This is a genomic window from Escherichia sp. S10b (assembly GCF_028421345.1).
Taxonomy (GTDB): domain Bacteria; phylum Pseudomonadota; class Gammaproteobacteria; order Enterobacterales; family Enterobacteriaceae; genus ECMA0423.
In genome coordinates, this window is sequence record NZ_JAHZSO010000166.1 from 142,477 (window position 1) to 162,528 (window position 20,052).

Here is a 20,052-nt window from a genome sequence, read left to right on the forward strand (position 1 = left end):
AGTCATCGTCCAAACAGAGAAACAGGCCGCCGAAGCGGCCATTTATTATTTATATTTTTTCCAGCGCAGTGAGTATTTTCTCCGGTGTGAAATGCCATTCGCGTAACCAGATGCCGCATGCATCGTGAATTGCGGTAGCAATCGCCGGAGCTGCGCCATTTACACCGATTTCCGAGATCGATTTCGCCCCGAACGGGCCGACTTTATCGTCGCTCGGCACCAGCACAGCGCGGAAATCACGCGGAATGTCACCAATTTTCGGTGCGCCGTAACTGCGTAAATCACGCGTTAACGGGTGACCTTCGGCGTCATAAATGATCTCTTCGCTCATACTGTGGCCGATAGCTCGCAGGGTAGCACCGTAGATTTGTCCCAATGCTAATTCCGGGTTGACCGGTGTACCGCAGTCCAGCAAGGCGTAGAATTTATCCAGGCGGATTTCACCCGTACGCGTGTTGACGGCAACTTCAGCGAAGTTTGCGCCATACGGGAAGGCGAAATCAGGCGTGATATAACTGCCAGTTCCCACCAGTGAACCAAAGCCGGTGCCGGTTTCGCCTTTATGAGCAATATCCCCGAAGCTGACTTCGCCTTTCTTGCCGCGCACGACGCCCGGCGTTGCCAGTTGAACATCTGCCACTGCCTCACCCAACATTTGCGCGCCGTGGAACAGAATTTTCTCCCGCAGATTTTCCGCTGCCAAACGCGCCGCGTTACCCGAGAAGCAAGTACCGGACGAGGCATATGCGCCTTTATCAAACAACGCATGATCGGTATCACCGGAGATAACATGCACGTCCTGCGGTGGACAATGCAGCACTTCTGCTGCCAGTTTCGTCACCACAGTATCCAGACCAGTACCAATATCCGCACCGCCAGAATGAACGATAAAGGTGCCGTCCGATTCCAGTTTGATCATGCAGTTAGCCTGATCGATATCCGGGATACCCGATTTCTGCATGATAATGGCGACGCCGCGACCGATGTGCCAGTCACCATTTTGCGGTTTCGGTGACGACCATTGGATCATCTCGCGACCCTGACGCAGGATCTCTTCCAGTGCACAGCTGGCGGCGGAAGGAACGGAGGTCGGCGCTTTACCTTCACCGATTGCACCGAGAATTTTCAGCTCTTGCCCTTCGTGTACCCGGTTACGTTCGATAATTTCCAGTTGGTCGATCTGTAACTGTTCAGCCAGTTCCGCTAATGCCATGGTGATAGCGAAGTTACCTTTCGGTGCGCCATAACCCTGATAAGCACCATTTGGGCAAATGTTGCTGTAGTAGGTGGTGACCTGGAAATCGACGTTATCGCACGGATATAACGGCAGCGACAGCGCCGGTCCGTTACACGGTACGGTGAGTGAGTGGTTGCCGTAAGGGCCAGTGTTGGCGCGGAAATCCATCTTCACTGCCGTCAGGCGACCATCTTTTTTCGCTCCCAGTTTGACGGTGACTTTCGCGACGTGACGAGAGGTGTTAGCAATAAACTCTTCTTCACGGGTGTAGCGGAACAGTACCGGACGCCCGGTCACGCAGGTTGCCCAGGCGCACACTTCTTCCAGCAGGATGTCCTGTTTGGAACCAAAACCGCCGCCAACTCGCTCTTTAATGACATGAACTTTATGCTGTTTCATGCCTACGAGGCGCGCGACCTGGCGGCGTAAGTGCCATGGTACCTGGGTGGAGGCGTGGATAACCAGACGATCGCCGTCCATCCGGGTAAAGCAGATATGTGTTTCAGTCGGGCACTGCTGTGCCTGCGTTGAGTTATAGGTTCGCTCAATGATCACATCGGCATCGGCAAAGCCTTTGTCCATATCGCCAATATGACCATGAATACTGGCGGCGATATTTTTGCGAGGGCGAGAACCGATCGGGAAGTTGATGATCATATGCTCGCCGCGCTGGGCTGCATGGCTGTTATCGTCTTCCAGAGTATCTGGCGCACCAGCAACATACACCACCGGTTCATCGTGCACGACAGGCGCATCTTCCGCCATTGCTTCGTCGATCGACATTACCGGCTTAAGCACTTCATATTCAACGTCGATGAGCTTCAATGCTTCGAGCGCAATTTCTTCACTTTCTGCGACGACCGCAGCAACACGATCGCCGACGTGACGCATTTTCTTGCCGAACATACGGCGGTCAAGCGGTGACGGTTCCGGTGCGCTCTGACCACCCGGGGTATAGTAGATATCCGGGCAATTCAGGTGAGTAATAACGTGAACGACGCCCGGTAAGGCTTCAGCTTTGCTGACATCCAGATGAGTAATCAGTGCGTGAGCGTGTGGGCTACGTAACATTTTAATGACGCAGGCGTCAGCCGTTACGCGGTCTTCAACATAGCAGGGTTTCGCCTGCACCATTTTCGCGGCATCAGTTTTAGGATAATGCTTGCCAATGACTTCAAGGTCGTCACGGAAAGTCGGAGCGATATCAATGGTGGCCTGCGGATTATTTTTACGTGCAACCGCCAGTTCAATGACCTGATAGTATTGTTGCCAGCCTGCATCGCGGCTGAACAAACCAGAAAGCGCGTCGTCGATCTCTTCGCGGGTAGGTGCGGCGATGCGATCGAGAAGATCGGTGATAATCAGAGCTGCAGCTGGATCGTTATAACCAGACTGCACCACGCCAACATCAACCATTGCCTGTTGAACCAGACTTAACTCGTTCCATTTGCCCAAAGATTCTGCGGTACGAATATCTGCCTTCTCTAACTGTGCGGCAATAAGCAAGGACGCGTTAACGATATTACCGTTAAAGATTATTGCGTCAGAACCGGCAAACCCGAAGCCATCATCACTGTTGCGTACAGAGTGCATTCCCATGTTAAACAACAGCTTTTGCACGTTTTCGCCTGGATTAACGGTTAGCTCCTGAGGCGCGCCATTTAAAGTAAAGTGGATGATCATACGGCTTCCTCCCCAGCCTGTTGGCAGTCGGCATACAGGTCGGCTACCAGAACTCCCGTGATATAGCGTTTATAGGCCACGCTGCCCCGCAAATCTTCCTGCGGGAAAATGGCGTTGGCGACAGCCTGTTCAAGTGCATTGCCTTCCAGATTTTGTTTTTCGACATCATGCAGACGCAGTGCTTTACTGGCGACGCCATCCAGCGCAATTCGCATACCGTCGTGGTCTGTCATTGCAACGGCTGCCGTCACGACGGTTAAACCTGCCTGAGAACGGCTAATTTTGCGGGTCGCACAGGTGCGATACGGATCTTTAATGATAATTTCGGTTAGCAGGCGATCGCATGGGCAGGCCAGGTAGTCCTCGATTGACAGCGTTTCGCCGTTGCCAAAAACCAGTTCAGCATCCAGTGCCAACAGGACGGGAAGCAGCACCGACTCTTCCTGGCGGGCGGCGATTTCACCACCAATGGTCGACTGATTACGAACATGGCGTGAGTAAACAAAACCGAGGGCTTCACGCAGCGCTGCAGGAATAAATCGCGCATCACGCAGTGGCTGCAAGCGAGACATTGCGCCAATCCGCAGTGCACCGTTATCCCAGTCAACCCAGTCCAGTTCCAGATCCTGTAAGGAAATGGCAATCTTTTTATCGGTACGGGTTGGTGTAGCATTGAGTTTGCTGCCCCCGGCGAACCAGACGGCTTCATCCTGGTAGCGGCGCTTCAGTTCCAGCGCCTGTTCGACAGAGTCGGGCCTGAAAAATTGTTCAATCATCTTCTTTCCTTATTTAACCCTCTTCCCTGCGGGAAGAGGGCATCTGTCATTTATGCCAGCGCATCCATCCGACGCCACATACTGGCAGCGGCTTTTCTGGCTTGTGCATAAATGGAATCGCAATCGAAGTTAAACTGACGGTCTTCATAGACCATCACACCATTGACCATCACGCTGTGAACGCTGCCTGAGCCCATACCGAAAGCGATATGCCCGGCGATATTGTCTGCCAGCAGCGGCGTCGGTGAGTTGTAATCGCAAATGGTTAAATCAGCTTTGTAACCGGCTTCCAGAAGTCCAAATTTCGCGCCAAAGTTGCGGCTCATCAGTTCGTTACCGTTAGTCAGGGCTTTGGCAAAACTGTCAGGCCACAGCGGACCACCCGCATCGCGATGTTTAAAGAAGGCAAATTTCATCTCTTCAAACATGTCCGAACCAATGCCGTCCGTTCCCAACGCCAGATTGCGGATGTCGCTAAGGTGATGGTTGTAGCCGACATGGTTGTTCATGTTTGAACGGGCGTTATGCACCAGGAACGCATCGCGCTGATTGAGTAGGGCGATGTCATCTTTCGACAAGTACAGCCCATGAGCGACCAGCGTTTTGCTATCGATGAGATCGAATTGCGCCAGTCGTGCCAGCAGGTCTTTGCCGTACCAGTGGTGACTGTAGGAAACGTCGTAAAGGTCTTCCGCAGCGTGAATATGCAAACCACGGCCTGTGGCTTTCACGGCTTCACGTAGCATCTCCAGACCGGCATCTGGCACGGTAAACGGCGCGTGAGCACCGATATGTGCTTCCACCAGATACGGCTCGGTTGCTGCTTTCTTCGCCTCATCAATCTGACGGGCGAAGCGGATGTTTTCTTCTACACCTTCCTGCAACTCTTTGATGCCGTTGTTACGGTCAGTAGTTTCAAAACAGGTCATCGCGCGCAGGCCAACTTTTAAAAATGCGTCGCGCAATGTGGAGAGCGACCCGCCGATATACGCCGGAGAGGCATGGTGATCGATAACCGATGTACATCCGCTCTTAATCGCTTCTAGGGAACAAATCAGCCCGCTGTAATAGAGCGACTCTTCATCAAGGGCGCGATCGAGCCGCCACCAGAGATTTTTCAGCGTTGAGATGAAATCCGGGCAGGGGGCGATGTTTGCCATAATTCCGCGGGAAAGCCCCGAGTAAAAATGGTTGTGCGAGCAGACAATTCCCGGCATCACAATCCGACCATGCATCTCTTTGTAGCTGGCATCGGGGTAGCGTTGCGTCAGGGCATCGCCGATAGCGACAATCACATCATTTTCGATAGCGATATCAACGCCTTCCTGCACTTTCGCCGGGTGTAACTGCACTGCGGTGACATTCTTCAGAATCAACATGATTACACCTCCACGCGGCCCAGCAGATAATGATGATGCTGGTGGACATGGCTGATGATGCGGCACATATCGTTCAGCTCCGGTGGTACGTTGTTGAACTGACCTTCGCTGTCGATGTTTAACACCCAGCTTTGGTTATTCAGTCGTACTCGTACCCGGCAATCTTCCACAAGGAAGCCTGGGTTGCTGCTGTTATCAAAGTCTTGCGCCAGGCTGAAAACGGTGATTTTGTCTTTGTATGGTTTACCGTTCCACGGACAGAACTGAGCGCAGTTGCCGCATTCGTTACAGTAAGCGTCGAGGTGCAGCGTCTGGAATCTATTCTGGAAGCCTGGGACCGCAATGGAGACGTTGGCGCGGTTCGGGCAGACATCCACACACTTGCTGCAAACGTAGTTACATTCGAGGCAGCGAGCGGCTTCCTGGGCGACAAACGCGTCACGATCGTCACTGTTCACCAGAGTGATAGAGATATCGCCTTTACGTTGATAGATTTCCGCCGGATTGACGTTGTTCCAGTATTTATCGTTCTGGTGGGAACGGATATTTTCCCGACTAAGGATGGCATCGGTCGCCCGACGCGCGGTTCCGACAGCAGCGACAATGGAGGATGGTCCGCGCTGTACGTCGCCGATCATAAAGACGTCAGTCAGACGAGTTTCGCCATTGTGGTCGACGTCTGGCCAGCCGTTTTTGTCCAGCGGCACGCCCATCGCATTCAGGGCTTCAGTATCCTGCTGTTCACCAATGGCGGTGATCAGGCTGTCTACATGCAGTGTTACTGTTTCGTTGGTTTCAACCGGACGGCGACGGCCTTTCTCATCGGGTTCGCCAAGCGACATAACGCGCAAGGTTAAGGTGCCATCAGCATCGAAACGTTCCGGATTATTCAGGAAACGGAACTCCACGCCGTCGTGCAACGCTTCTTCATACTCTTCGCGCCATGCGGGCATCTCTTGCAGTGAACGACGGTAAACGATCGTTGCTTTTTCTACGCCTGGAACGCGTAACGCCGCACGAGCGCAGTCCATTGCGGTGTTACCCGCCCCGACAACGACCACATGTTTGCCCAGCTTGAGCGCTGTACCCTTGTTGTATTCACGCAGGAAGGGGAGTGATTTCCAAACATTTTGGTTGTCACCCGCCAGTTTCACACCGCTATTTTTATCAGTGCCGGTGGCAATCAGAACATAGTGGAAGCCCTGATTTTTTAACTGTTCAACGGTCAAATCGGGTGAGCAGCCATACTCAAATTTCACGCCGTGATCGGCAACAAAATCGATATCGTGCTGAATTAACTCAGCCGGAATACGGAACTGAGGAATGATATTTTTCACCACGCCGCCCGCATTGGCTTCGCGTTCAAACAGCGTAACCGGATGGCCCGCTCTGGCAAGGAAGTAACCTGCTGCCAGACCCGCCGGACCTGCACCAATCACGGCAACCGGATGGCGTGAACCAGAACCGGCTGGTTTGTGCCAGCGTTGCTTATATTCATCCCAACCTTTTTCCAGCGCGACTTTTTTCAGTTCGCGGATATTCAGCGCACTGTCGTAATCCAGGCGGGTACAGTTGTATTGGCACTGGTGATCGCAAATATGACCGGTAATGGCGGGCAGAGCGTTGCGTTGGTAGATGAGTTCCAGCGCGTCGGCATAGCGGTGTTCGCCAAGCAGACGGATGTATTCCGGAATATCTTGCTTGATAGCGCAGGCAGTAACACAGGGGGCAACGTAGCAATCGGTCAGCGGCAGGTCTTCTGCCACTTCAATACGCTCTTCTGGCTTCCAGTGTTTCTGGGTGTATTCCATGGTTAACGCATCTGCTGCCAGTCTGTTCAGTCGTTCGACGTCAACATGGTCAAGTCCCCAGGCGTCGGAGCCTTCCAGCTCGCGCATGCAGGCACTTAAGCGCAAATAGCCGCCAGGTTTCAGCAGGTCGGTTGCCATAGTAATAGGGCGAATACCTGTATCAAAAATATCGCGGATAGTCAGCTGACTGGCACCACCGGAATAAGAAATGGGCAGTTTGCCGTCAAAGGCGCGAGAGAGAACTGCTGCAACATTGATGGAGAGCGGGAACAGCGCACGGCCTGACATATACATCTCTTCACCAGGCAGTGCGCCTTTATTGTTGATGGTGCCGAGAGTGTTAGTCAGTTTTACGCCAAAGCCGAGTGATTTTTCTTTTGCCAGTGCCATCAGGCGTTCCAGCATTTCCAGTGCTTGCGTCAGCTTGAGGTCGTGATCAAATGACTCTTCTTTTAAGCCTATGTAACCGAAACCGCAGACATCGAGGATCTCACGAACACGCGCGTATCCCAGTAAGGTCGGGTTAAGTTTCACAAAGGTGTTGAGCCCTTTTTCTTCCAGCATGTAGCGGCAAATGGCTTCGATTTCATGCGGAGGACAGCCGTGCATGGTGGAGAGGGTGACGCCCTGCACCATACTGGTGGGGATGCGAGCGGGTAAGGCTTGCAAGCTTTCGCGTTTTTCCTGCAATCCGTGGCGGGCTAAAAATGCGTCATCCTGGAGTAATTTATTCAGCGTATCGCGATATTGCGCGAATTTCGGATGGTCAGATGCGTCCATCATATTGTCGATGAACTGTTGCATTGGCGGTTGCTTAATACCTTCGAGGTTGTAACCGACGCTCATATTAAAGATGAACGATTTACCGGAATCAGAAGGCTGGAACATCGCTTCGAGAAGGTGCAGGGCAAACCAGGCTTTGAGGTATTCATCCCAGGCTTTAAGCAGGGTAAATTCGGTAGACCATTCGGTGTTAAAGCACTCGTCTTCGGCATCGATACAGGGCTTTTCCAGCTCCAGGCGGTCAAGAATTTGGACGGTTTTTAGTTCGATGAAGCGTCCGCCAGTCAGCCAGGAAGTGACAATATTTTGCGCGAGCTGCGTGTGCGGGCCAGCGGCAGGGCCGACGGGAGTGGCACAGGTTTCACCGAAGACGCTAACAGTTTTACCTTTTACAGGTGAGTAAAACTGTTGCTCGGGAATACCAAAGATTGAGCGTTGTTGTTGGTATTCATCAAATATGCGCGTCAAAAGTTCCTCAAACGGAATGGGACGCATAATATCCCCCATAACCCTCTCCTTAGCTTATACAGATATCATTGAGTGACCGGTGTTGAGAAATCCGGTGGTTTAGGGGGATAGAGCAACAATCGCACCACTCTTGCCAGGTTTGGCGGGAAATATAAAAAAATGTGAGGCGGCTCGAAACTTAAAGGCTTTTTGTGAATGAACTCACAGGTGCCAAATGAGAATTAAAATCACTCCTGAAAATTATTATTGTCAGCCCATTTATCACTTTTTCTCTTTTCTCAAAATCAGTGATTCCTTATCATTATGATAAAGAGTGCTGGAGAGATTAAATATTTGAACGCAATCGTTTAACTACATTTTCTAAATTTTAGTATACCTTTTTTGCGCTGTAATAAAGTCGTCCGGAGTATCAATATCTAAAATTATTTCTGCATTTTCTATCTCGACGGAATAATGAGCTCCCATAAGGAGTGCCTGACGCATATTGGTGACATTGGGTCGTTGGATTGCCTGCATCAAGCATGGTTTTGACACTAAAATCGGATGGCCGGGGATGCCATTATGGAGTGGCAGTATTGCGCCATCATTTCGTAACGACCAGATTTTTCTAAAAATATCGATGGTGAGGGTTGGCATGTCACCGTGGGTGAGAAAACAATGTTCTGTTTGCACTGCGGGTACTGCGGCCTTTACTGATGTTAGTAAACCCTGCGCATAATCTGGGTTGTGGATAATAGTGATATTGCTCTGGTTCGCATAACGTTCGTGCAGTTCATTACCACGATAGCCGGTGACTAAAATAATTCGGCTACAAAACTGCAACGCATTTTTGATACTTGTATCAAGAATTGTCCCCTGTTGCCAGGGTAACATCATTTTCCATTGCCCCATTCTTGATGATAATCCGGCAGCGGTAATTATACAGTCGATGGCTGACATAGTGGCTCCATTATTTATAGGGGCTAATAACGCCTGATAATTGCGTTACTTCCTGATGGATTAAGTTGGGGATAATTTATCCCAGAGAGGTCATAAAGACTCGTGAAAAGTATAGTTGACCCATCGGCATTAGTCATTGATTTAGGTGCGCAGAAACGTCCCACTGTGATTTCTGTTGTTGGTGCTGGGGGGAAAACCAGCTTGCTTTTTTGGCTGGCAGAACTGCTCCAGGCTAGCGGCAGGCGTGTGTTAATCACGACGACGACACATATGTTTATGCCAACGTCTCACTGGCCCGTGGTTTTCTGTCGTGATCCCGCCATGCTTCCTCATGCGTCTCTTACATCCCCCATTTCATTTTGTTTTCACAGCTGGAAAGCGAACCAGGGAAAAGTGCAGGGATTTACGCCAGAAGCGATTGATGCACTGGTGCAACGACCAGAGTGTGACGTAATTCTCATTGAAGCAGATGGCTCGCGTGGAATGCCGTTAAAAGCGCCTGATGAGCACGAACCTTGCATACCCAAAAGCAGTTGCTGCGTGATTGCTGTGATGGGAGGACATACTTTGGGCGCGAAAGTGAGCACAGAAAATGTCCATCGCTGGTCGCAGTTTGCTGATATTACCGGGTTAACACCTGATGCAACCTTGCAACTGAGCGATCTCGTTGCGCTGGTTCGCCACCCTCAGGGGGCGTTTAAAAACGTACCGCAAGGTTGTCGGCGAGTCTGGTTCATTAACCGTTTTTCTCAATGTGAGAATGCGATTGCACAAAGCGAGCTCCTTCAACCGCTGCAACAACACGACGTAGAGGCAATCTGGCTGGGCGATATACAAGAACATCCTGCAATCGCGCGCAGATTTGTGAATTAGCGGCCCGGGTATTCCGGGTTACTGAAAGGATATCCATTGAGGTTGGTATGAATATTTTCACAGAGGCTGCAAAACTCGAAGAGCAAAATTGTCCGTTTGCGATGGCGCAAATTGTTGATAGCCGAGGCTCGACTCCCCGCCATTCTGCACAAATGTTAGTGCGCGCCGATGGTTCTATCGTCGGTACAATTGGTGGCGGAATGGTTGAGCGGAAGGTGATTGAAGAGTCACTTCAGGCATTGCAGGAACGTAAGCCGCGATTATTCCATGGACGTATGGCTCGTAACGGTGCGGATGCTGTCGGGTCAGATTGTGGAGGTGCAATGTCAGTATTTATCAGCGTCCATGGTATGCGTCCACGTCTGGTGTTGATTGGCGCGGGGCATGTCAACCGGGCGATAGCCCAGAGTGCGGCGCTATTAGGATTTGATATTGCCGTTGCCGATATTTATCGCGAAAGCCTCAATCCTGAACTATTCCCTCCATCAACCACGCTTCTCCATGCTGAGTCGTTTGGTGCAGCAGTGGAAGCACTGGATATTCGCCCTGATAATTTTGTCCTGATTGCCACGAATAATCAGGATCGTGAAGCCCTCGACAAACTCATTGAACAGCCCATTGCATGGTTGGGGTTGCTGGCAAGTCGCCGCAAGGTTCAGCTTTTCCTGCGTCAATTGCGTGAGAAAGGCGTGGCTGAAGAACATATTGCCCGTTTACATGCGCCCGTTGGTTACAACATAGGTGCGGAAACGCCGCAGGAGATCGCCATCAGCGTGCTGGCAGAAATATTACAGGTGAAAAATAACGCGCCGGGTGGGCTGATGATGAAACCTTCTCATCCTTCCGGACACCAGCTGGTGGTGATTCGCGGTGCGGGAGATATCGCCAGTGGTGTGGCGCTACGTCTGTATCATGCGGGTTTTAAAGTGATCATGCTGGAAGTGGAAAAACCGACAGTGATTCGTTGTACCGTGGCGTTTGCCCAGGCCGTGTTCGATGGCGAAATGACGGTCGAAGGCGTTACTGCTCGCCTGGCAACCAGCTCTGCGGAAGCGATGAAACTTACCGAACGCGGATTCATCCCTGTGATGGCAGATCCCGCCTGTTCATTGCTTGATGAACTGAAACCGCTTTGCGTGGTGGACGCTATTCTGGCGAAACAGAATTTGGGAACGCGGGCAGATATGGCACCAGTAACAATCGCGCTTGGGCCGGGCTTTACTGCAGGGAAGGATTGTCATGCGGTAATTGAAACAAATCGCGGGCACTGGCTCGGTCAGGTGATTTACTCTGGTTGTGCGCAGGAGAATACCGGTGTTCCTGGCAATATTATGGGGCATACCACCCGACGGGTGATCCGTGCTCCTGCTGCAGGCATTATGCGATCCAACGTGAAATTAGGCGATCTGGTGAAAGAGGGCGATGTGATTGCCTGGATTGGTGAGCATGAAATTAAAGCACCGTTGACGGGGATGGTGCGTGGCTTGTTGAACGACGGCCTGGCAGTGGTCGGTGGTTTTAAAATTGGTGATATCGATCCTCGTGGTGAAACGGCTGATTTCACCAGCGTTTCTGATAAAGCCCGGGCGATTGGCGGCGGCGTACTTGAGGCGTTAATGATGTTGATGCATCAGGGCGTGAAAGCGACAAAAGAAGTGCTGGAAGTGGCTTAAATGAAAATGGCCGGATGGTATTACCCACCCGGCCTTAAAATTACTGACAAATCACCGTTCCGGTTTTGCCTTCAATCCCCTCTTTCGCTTTGCTCAATACGGTAATCAGTGCTTCACGACCTGCGCGAGAGCGAGCAAACGAGGCGGCAGCTTCCACTTTAGGCAGCATAGAACCTTTCGCAAAATGACCTTCTTCGATAAAGCGTTCAGCATCACTTAATGACAGGCGATCGAGCCACTGTTCATTCTCTTTACCGAAGTTAATGGCCACTTTTTCTACCGCAGTCAGAATGATCAGCATATCGGCATCAATCATTTCTGCTAAACGGGCGCTGGCCCAGTCTTTATCGATAACCGCGCTGGCACCACGCAGATGGTTACCTTCACGAATAACAGGAATACCACCACCGCCAACGGTGATCACCACCTGGCCTGCATCTACCAGAGCTTTAACCGTTTCTTTTTCAATAATATCAACCGGTTTTGGCGAGGCAACAACACGGCGATAGCCGCGACCAGCATCTTCTTTCAGAGTGTAACCCTGTTTTGTCAGTTGCTCTGCTTCTTGCTCGGTAAAGAACGAACCGATCGGCTTGGTCGGGTTGAGGAATGCCGGATCGTTAGCGTCGACTTCGACCTGAGTAACCAGCGTTGCTACCGGTTTATTAATGCCCCGAGAAAGCAGTTCTTCTCTTAAGGCGTTTTGTAGATCGTAACCAATATAACCCTGGCTTAAGGCAACGCAGACAGACATCGGCAGCATTGGCGAGTGCGCTTCAGTTTTTGCAGCAGCTTCAAAGGCCTGGTTAATCATGCCCACCTGCGGCCCGTTACCATGAGTGACGATAACTTCATGTCCCTGGGCAATTAAATCAACAATTGCCTGAGAAGTAATTTTTACCGCTTTCATTTGTCCGGCCAGGTCATCGCCCAGCGCATTCCCGCCCAGGGCGAGAACAATTTTCTTACTCATTTTTCCTCACTCATCATTCTTGATTGTGTATAGATCCCTGACAGTGGTTAGAGCACGGGAGGGACAAACGGTTTGCGTCGCAGGAAACGACCTCGCCCGGCTTTGCCTGTAAAGGTGCCGTCACAGAAAATCGTTTCACCACGGGATAAGGTTCTGACAATCGCGCCCTGACAGGTAAAACCCTCCCATGGCGAGTAGTCGGCGTTGTCGTGGAGATGGCGATGCTGAATTTGTTGGCTCTGACGTGGGTCGATAATCACCACGTCGCCATCGGAACCGGGCGCTAATAATCCTTTTTGCGGCCACAGGCCAAACAGCCTGGCGGGCATTGCGCTGGTTAATTCAACAAAGCGTTCCGGTGTTATACGTCCCGTCATCACGCCACTGGAAAACAGTAACTGCATGCGGTTTTCCACACCGGGTAAGCCATTTGGGCAGCGACTGAAATCGCCTTTAGAAATTTGCAGGCGTTGAGCCATCGAGAAGGTGCAGTGATCGGTCGCCACCACGTCAATCGCACCATCGCTGATGCCACACCACAGTTTGTCCTGCTCGCGTACGTTACGCAGCGGTGGGCTAAGAATGAACTTCATGCCGTCTTCTGTATCGTAACTGCGTTCGTCCAACAGGAGGTATTGTGGGCAGGTTTCAACCCAGACTGGCTGGTGATTCGCACGGGCAAGACGCAGATAATCCAGACCTAAGCCGTTAGACAGGTGCACGATATAGAGCGGGGCGTTACCGGCAATTTGTGCCAGGTTAATCATGCGGGCGATGGCTTCCGCTTCGCATTCCAGAGGGCGACTCAAGGCATGATAGCGCGGCGCGGTTAACCCTGCGGCGATAAATTCCGCCCGCTTGCTGGCGATAGCCGCATCATTTTCCGGGTGCACGGTGGTCAGCGCGCCGGATTCATGCAGACGGCGTAATGCCTGCAAAACCTCGTCATCGTTGAGTTTGTATTGATAGGTTAAATAGAGTTTAAAACTGCTCAGTCCTTCCTCGACCATCATCGGGATTTCGTCGAGGATTGCGTGATTAATGTGCTGGATCACACCGTGAAAGCTGTAATCGATGACCGCTTTATGGGCGGCATAACCACGATAAACCTCTAGTTGATGGCGTAACCGACAGCCGTTTGGGCCAAATCCCATATGGTCAATAATGGTTGTTGTACCGCCACACGCAGCTGCGCGGGTACCGGTAAAAAAATCATCACAACTGCGCGCGATGCCGACATCAATATTGAAATGCGTATGGACATCCACGCCGCCAGGGAAAACGTAACAGCCAGTGGCATCAATTTCTTCATACGGGAGCTGCGGCGAAATATTGTTGCCCAACTGGCGAACAATCCCGCTTTCAATCAGCAAATCCTGTTTGGCTTGTCCATCTGCGTTAACGACAGTGCCGTTTTTGATCAATACGCGCATAGCAAACTCCAAAAACCCTCCGGCGAACCGGAGGGGAATAAGTGAAGAGTAATTACTCTGTTGCCAGCCAGCTTAACGGGATTGCAGCGTACATCGCGGCACAGGTCACCAGGTGAGATTTCCAGGTTTTTTCGTTAGGTGCATGCGCTTCAGGTTCTTTACCCGGGCCAAAGCCGATCACCGGAATGCCGTGACGGCCCATGATAGATACGCCGTTAGTTGAGAAGGTCCACTTATCAACAACCGGCGCTTTGCCAAACAGCCCTTCGTAGGCATTCACCAGTGCTTTAACGGTGAAGTGATCTTCTTCCACTTTCCAGGTCGGGAAGTAGCATTCGGTTGGGTAAACCAGGCCAGTCCAGGACGGACGGTCGTAGTTGTACATAGAAACAACCGCGTTAGCTTTCTGTACTGCAGGCAGGGCGCGGATTTCGTCCAGCGCGCCTTCCCAGGTTTCGCCCCAGGTCAGACGGCGGTCAATAGAGACGGCGCAGCTATCTGCTACAGCGCAACGGCTTGGGGATGTGAAGAAGATTTCAGAAACGGTGAGGGTGCCTTTGCCGAGGAATTCGTCATAACCCAGACGTTGGGAGAGTTCTTGTAATTCGCCAAGAATCGGACCCATTTTGAAAATGGCGTTGTCACCGCGTTCTGGCGCAGAACCGTGGCAGCTAACACCCTGAACATCAATACGAATTTCCATACGACCGCGCTGACCACGGTATATCTGGCAGTCGGTTGGTTCGGTACTGACCACAAATTCCGGGCGAATGCCGGATTGTTCAATAATGTACTGCCAGCACAGACCGTCGCAGTCTTCTTCCTGCACAGTACCGGTAACCAGCAGGGTATATTCATCTTCCAGACCGAGGTCTTTAATGATTTTACCGGCATAAACCATAGATGCCATGCCGCCTTCCTGGTCGGAAGTACCGCGACCACCGATTAGCTCATCAGTTTCCATGCCTTCGTACGGATCGAAGTCCCAGTTTTTGATGTTGCCAATGCCGACGGTATCGATATGAGCGTCCATTGCCACCAGACGCGGGCCGTGGCCGATATAACCGAGAACGTTGCCCATCGGGTCGATTTCAACTTTATCGAAGCCGACTTTTTCCATCTCTTCTTTAATACGATGTACTACGCGTTTTTCGTCGCAGCTTTCACTGGGAATAGCAACCATGTCGCGCAGGAAGCGAGTCATGTCCGCCTGGTAATCTTTTGCTTTTTCAAGAATCAGTTTGAATGGAATATTCTTAGCCATTATTTTTCTCCAGATTTTTTACTCCCCGTTTTGCAGGGAGTAGTTCCAATAGAGTGATTAAGGTGCTACAGCGTGTTTGCCTTCCCAGACAACTTCGCGGTAGTGCTTCATGTCGGTGTCGCCTTCAGTGCTGATAACCAGCACCACGGCATCTTTGTTCAGCGCCAGTTTTTCCATCAGGCTTTGACGTTGCGGGTGATAATGAACCGCTGCGAGAACGCCCAAACCGACAGCGCCGGATTCACCGGAGATGATGCGCGGATCGTTGCCGTACGGATTACCCAGCACGCGCATACCTAATGCGGCAACGCTGTCCTGGCAGGAGATGAATTGGGTGGCGCAGTTACGTAGGATTTCCCAGCCCAGCGGGTTAGGTTCGCCACAGGCCAGGCCTGCCATGATGGTGGCCATATCACCGCCAACGTTGACGATGTCGCCTTTGACGCCGGAGCGATAAATACAGTCAGCTTTGTCAGGTTCAACAATAATGCTGTGCAGATTTTGCGGGCTATAGACGTCGACCAGATAACCCAGCACACCACCGGCCATTGCTCCGACACCGGCTTGCAGCAGAACGTGCGTCGGGGTTACGCCCATTTCACGCATTTGCTCGACGGCTTCATCTGCCAGGGTTGCGTAGCCTTGCATGATCCAGGTTGGGATTTTGGTGTAACCTTCCCATGCCGTGTCCTGTACCACTTCCCAGCCGTGCTGCTGCGCGTGTTGCATGGTCAGGCGAACGGTATCGTCATAGTTCATATCTGTGACGATGCACTCGGCACCGAGGTTCAGAATGGCGTCAACGCGTTCCTGAGCAGAACCTTTCGGCATGTAAATCACCGCATTCTGTCCGAGTTGCTGCGCTGCCCACGCCACACCGCGCCCGTGGTTGCCGTCGGTGGTGGTCGCGAAAGTCATTTTTTCGCCGATGGCATTTTTCAGGTGCTCAAATGACAGCGTTTCGATATCAAGATGATATTTTTCACACAATAATTGAGCGATAGCGTACGCACCGCCGAGCATTTTGAAGGCGTTCAGACCGAATCGTTTTGATTCGTCTTTGACAAGAATTTTCTTCACCCCAAAAAGGTTTGCGAGATCGTCCAGCGCACAAAGCGGTGTTGGGCGATAACCAGCTATTTTCTGGTGGAACTGGCGCGCCAGTTTGGCCTGGCTTTGCGAAAAGAGCGGTGATGTTTCGCCGTTGAAAAATTTGTTATCGGCGATATCAATCTTCAATGAGAAAACGGACATATCCTATCCTTTTGGCCTCTGGAAATAGAGGGCCGACCAGCTGATCGGCCCGAGGGGTTATTTCACGCGTTCTTGCGCTTCTTTCAGCAGTTGCTCGAGCAGTGCACCTGGTTTGGCGTATTTACGGGACAGGATCATCGCGGCGATGATATAAGGCTTCCAGCTGGCTTCTTTGTAGGTAGCGATACGGTATTTTTCGAATACGCCTTCAGTCACTTCCCCTTCTTTGCAGGATACGCCGCTGATATCAGCTGGCAGGCAGTGCATGTACAGGGCTTCGCCATCACGGGTCAGTTCCATCATCTCTTCAGTACAATGCCAGTCTTTGTGTTGCGCGTTCTGTGCCAGACACTGTTTTTCCAGTGCTTTTAAGCCTTCGTGATCGTTAGCGCGCAGCAATTCGGTACGCTGTTCCATCACTTTGTAAGGTGCCCATGACTTCGGATAAACGATGTCTGCATCTTTGAACGCTTCTTCCATGCTGGTGACCTGACGGAAGCTACCGCCAGATGCTTTAGCATTGTTTTTCGCCACTTCAACCACATCCGGGATCAGGTCGTAGCCTTCCGGATGGGCCAGGGTGACATCCATACCGAAGCGAGTCATCAGACCGATGATGCCTTGTGGTACAGAGAGCGGTTTGCCATAGCTTGGAGAGTAGGCCCAGGTCATGGCGATTTTTTTACCTTTCAGGTTTTCCAGTGAACCAAAGTGTTCACGTAACCACGCGAGGTCAGCCATTGACTGAGTCGGGTGGTCAATATCGCATTGCAGGTTCACTAAAGCCGGACGCTGTGGCAGTACACCCTGCTTGTAACCGTCATCAAGTGCAGCGCCAACTTCACGCATATAGGCGTTGCCTGCGCCCAGATACATATCGTCGCGAATACCAATAGCGTCGGCGCAGAAGGAGATCATATTGGCGGTTTCACGCACGGTTTCGCCGTGAGCGATTTGTGATTTGCCTTCGTCGAGATCTTGTTGTGCAAGGCCGAGCAGGTTAAGCGCGGAAGCATAAGAGAAGCGGGTACGGGTGGAGTTGTCGCGGAATACGGAAATACCTAATCCACTATTAAAGACTTTGGTTGAGATGTTTTCAGCACGCAGTGCTTTTAATGCTGCGGCAACGTCCAGTACTTGTTTCAGTTCATCTGGCGTCTGTTCCCACGTTAACAAAAAATCTTTCTCGTGAAGGTGAGAGGTCAGCGAATTGATATCCTTAATCAGCTCATTAACAGTTTTCATCATAAAGTCCCGGTAGTGGAATGACAGGCAAAGAGGTTTATTTCACTGTGACTTGCCAAAGTGATTGGTGTTTTCACAGCTATACCTGGGACTAACAATAAGTGTGCCAGAATTATCCACGGGGCTGCAAAAGACTAATTTGACGGATAATGTGTGGGGTTGATCACAAATTGATGCCAGCTTCCGGTTGTTTGTAAAATACGAAAACGTTTGGCTTTTTTTATCGCGTTATTTATTTGCTGCTAAGTATCAGAAATAAGATAAAGGGACAGGCTATCTCTCTTCAGTTTGATAAACTCACCGCCGTAATTCTCATATTGATATAGAAATGTGATATCTCTTCCATAATTTCATTAGAAAATGATAAAAATCTTATGTTTTTATCAAAGCCAATTTCGCCTGAGTTAATATCATCATGATCTGTGAACCATCAACGTCTTCAATGATCGACTTTTAAGTAAGTCTGGAAGGTAAAGCTATGGAGCTTGCTACTACGCAGTCAGTATTGATGCAAATTCAACCGACAATTCAGCGTTTTGCCAGAATGCTTGCCAGCGTTTTGCAGCTTGAGGTTGAGATCGTTGATGAAAACTTGTGTCGCGTCGCCGGAACGGGCGCGTATGGGAAGTTTCTTGGTCGCCAGTTGAGCGGCAACTCACGCCTGCTCCGCCACGTCCTGGAAACGAAAACTGAAAAAGTTGTGACACAGTCTCGCTTCGATCCCCTTTGCGAAGGTTGCGATAGTAAAGAAAATTGCCGTGAAAAAGCATTTCTGGGTACGCCTGTCATTTTACAGGATCGTTGTGTTGGGGTGATAAGTTTGATTGCCGTTACCCACGAGCAACAAGAGCATATCAGTGATAATTTACGCGAATTTTCTGATTATGTTCGCCATATATCCACCATTTTTGTTTCGAAACTTCTGGAGGATCAGGGGCCAGGAGATAACATCAGTAAAATATTCGCGACCATGATCGATAATATGGATCAGGGCGTATTAGTTGTTGATGATGAAAGTCGGGTTCAGTTTGTTAATCAGACTGCCTTAAAAACACTTGGTGTTGTACAAAATAATATTATTGGGAAACCTATCCGTTTCAGACCATTAACATTTGAGAGTAATTTTACTCATGGACATATGCAGCATATTGTTTCGTGGGACGATAAAAGTGAATTAATCATTGGTCAATTGCATAACATTCAGGGCCGACAATTATTTTTAATGGCATTTCACCAATCGCATACCAGTTTTTCTGTAGCAAATGCACCTGATGAACCACATATTGAACAATTGGTTGGCGAGTGCCGTGTTATGCGGCAATTAAAACGACTCATTAGCCGTATTGCACCCAGCCCATCCAGCGTTATGGTGGTTGGTGAAAGCGGCACGGGTAAAGAAGTCGTCGCCCGAGCAATCCATAAGTTGAGCGGAAGACGGAATAAACCCTTTATTGCTATCAACTGTGCCGCGATTCCGGAGCAGCTTCTGGAAAGCGAACTGTTCGGTTATGTTAAAGGCGCATTTACTGGCGCTTCTGCCAACGGTAAAACAGGGTTGATTCAGGCGGCGAATACGGGCACGCTGTTTCTCGATGAAATAGGTGATATGCCATTAATGTTGCAGGCTAAATTACTGCGCGCTATTGAGGCGCGTGAAATTCTGCCGATTGGTGCCAGTAGCCCAATACAAGTCGACATTCGCATCATTTCTGCAACTAATCAGAATTTGGCCCAGTTCATTGCCGAAGGTAAATTCCGCGAAGATCTCTTCTACCGACTTAATGTTATCCCGATAACTCTGCCACCGCTGCGTGAACGTCAGGAAGATATTGAACTATTGGTGCATTACTTTTTACATCTGCATACCCGTCGTCTGGGATCGGTTTATCCTGGCATTGCTCCCGATGTCGTCGAAATATTGCGTAAGCATCGTTGGCCCGGAAACCTGCGCGAGTTAAGCAATTTGATGGAATATCTGGTTAACGTAGTTCCTTCAGGTGAAGTTATCGACAGCACGCTATTGCCGCCAAATCTGCTGAATAATGGCACAACGGAGCAAAGTGATGTAACAGAGGTCAGTGAGGCGCACCTGTCACTCGATGATGCGGGCGGCACGGCGCTGGAGGAGATGGAAAAGCAAATGATCCGCGAGGCGCTTTCACGTCATAACAGCAAGAAGCAAGTTGCTGATGAACTGGGCATCGGCATTGCTACGCTCTATCGCAAGATTAAGAAATATGAGTTGTTAAACACATAACCTC

General features: G+C 50.6%; 13 protein-coding genes. 3 read left to right on the top strand and 10 right to left on the bottom strand.

Features of this window, described 5'->3' with window-relative positions; genetic code table 11:
* Positions 1-49 precede the first annotated feature (49 nt).
* The 5 genes from FTE26_RS15805 to mocA all read right to left on the bottom strand — a co-directional run bounded on the left by FTE26_RS15805 (position 50) and on the right by mocA (position 9,076).
* Positions 50-2,920 (bottom strand): molybdopterin-dependent oxidoreductase Mo/Fe-S-binding subunit, encoded by a 2,871-nt coding sequence (locus FTE26_RS15805; protein WP_000583611.1) that lies wholly within the window; start codon positions 2,918-2,920, stop codon positions 50-52.
* On the bottom strand, positions 2,917-3,696 hold the full coding sequence (gene ygfM, locus FTE26_RS15810) for a molybdopterin-dependent oxidoreductase FAD-binding subunit (protein WP_000572462.1): 780 nt from the start codon (positions 3,694-3,696) through the stop codon (positions 2,917-2,919). The genes FTE26_RS15805 and ygfM overlap by 4 nt, the downstream gene beginning before the upstream one ends.
* 50 nt (positions 3,697-3,746) lie before the next feature.
* Positions 3,747-5,075 carry a putative aminohydrolase SsnA gene (ssnA, locus tag FTE26_RS15815; RefSeq protein WP_000906276.1) on the bottom strand — a complete coding sequence of 443 codons (1,329 nt, stop codon included), beginning with the start codon at positions 5,073-5,075 and terminating at the stop codon, positions 3,747-3,749.
* A 2-nt stretch (positions 5,076-5,077) separates the two neighbouring features.
* Entirely contained in the window at positions 5,078-8,176 is a 3,099-nt protein-coding gene (gene ygfK, locus FTE26_RS15820) for a putative selenate reductase subunit YgfK (RefSeq protein WP_000502429.1), read from the bottom strand.
* A 321-nt stretch (positions 8,177-8,497) separates the two neighbouring features.
* Complete coding sequence (gene mocA / locus FTE26_RS15825) at positions 8,498-9,076, bottom strand: molybdenum cofactor cytidylyltransferase (RefSeq protein WP_001272856.1); 579 nt, start codon at positions 9,074-9,076, stop codon at positions 8,498-8,500.
* Positions 9,077-9,178: 102 nt separating this feature from the next.
* On the opposite strand from mocA, the gene yqeC reads away from it, so the two are divergent.
* Positions 9,179-9,949: a selenium cofactor biosynthesis protein YqeC gene (gene yqeC, locus FTE26_RS15830; protein WP_001298920.1), complete on the top strand. Its 771-nt coding sequence runs from the start codon at positions 9,179-9,181 to the stop codon at positions 9,947-9,949.
* A 47-nt stretch (positions 9,950-9,996) separates the two neighbouring features.
* On the top strand, positions 9,997-11,622 hold the full coding sequence (gene yqeB, locus FTE26_RS15835) for a selenium-dependent molybdenum cofactor biosynthesis protein YqeB (protein WP_001020374.1): 1,626 nt from the start codon (positions 9,997-9,999) through the stop codon (positions 11,620-11,622).
* Positions 11,623-11,662: 40 nt separating this feature from the next.
* On the opposite strand, the gene arcC is transcribed toward yqeB, so the two are convergent.
* From arcC to ygeW, 5 genes are read right to left on the bottom strand one after another with little or no spacing between them, the layout of a single operon-like run.
* Positions 11,663-12,595: a carbamate kinase gene (arcC, locus tag FTE26_RS15840; protein WP_000037992.1), complete on the bottom strand. Its 933-nt coding sequence runs from the start codon at positions 12,593-12,595 to the stop codon at positions 11,663-11,665.
* 47 nt (positions 12,596-12,642) lie between these two features.
* On the bottom strand, positions 12,643-14,028 hold the full coding sequence (gene hyuA, locus FTE26_RS15845; protein ID WP_001264452.1) for a D-phenylhydantoinase: 1,386 nt from the start codon (positions 14,026-14,028) through the stop codon (positions 12,643-12,645).
* 52 nt (positions 14,029-14,080) lie between these two features.
* The gene (locus FTE26_RS15850) at positions 14,081-15,292 is read right to left on the bottom strand and encodes a YgeY family selenium metabolism-linked hydrolase (protein ID WP_001107117.1); all 1,212 of its coding nucleotides are present in this window, start codon (positions 15,290-15,292) and stop codon (positions 14,081-14,083) included.
* A gap of 57 nt (positions 15,293-15,349) precedes the next feature.
* Positions 15,350-16,546 (bottom strand): diaminopropionate ammonia-lyase, encoded by a 1,197-nt coding sequence (gene dpaL, locus FTE26_RS15855; RefSeq protein WP_000110492.1) that lies wholly within the window; start codon positions 16,544-16,546, stop codon positions 15,350-15,352.
* A 57-nt stretch (positions 16,547-16,603) separates the two neighbouring features.
* Positions 16,604-17,791: a knotted carbamoyltransferase YgeW gene (ygeW, locus tag FTE26_RS15860; protein ID WP_001303128.1), complete on the bottom strand. Its 1,188-nt coding sequence runs from the start codon at positions 17,789-17,791 to the stop codon at positions 16,604-16,606.
* A 478-nt stretch (positions 17,792-18,269) separates the two neighbouring features.
* Between ygeW and FTE26_RS15865 the strand changes: the two genes are divergently transcribed.
* Positions 18,270-20,048, top strand: coding sequence for a sigma-54 interaction domain-containing protein (locus FTE26_RS15865; RefSeq protein ID WP_000417808.1), 1,779 nt, complete (start codon positions 18,270-18,272; stop codon positions 20,046-20,048).
* Positions 20,049-20,052: the final 4 nt, after the last annotated feature.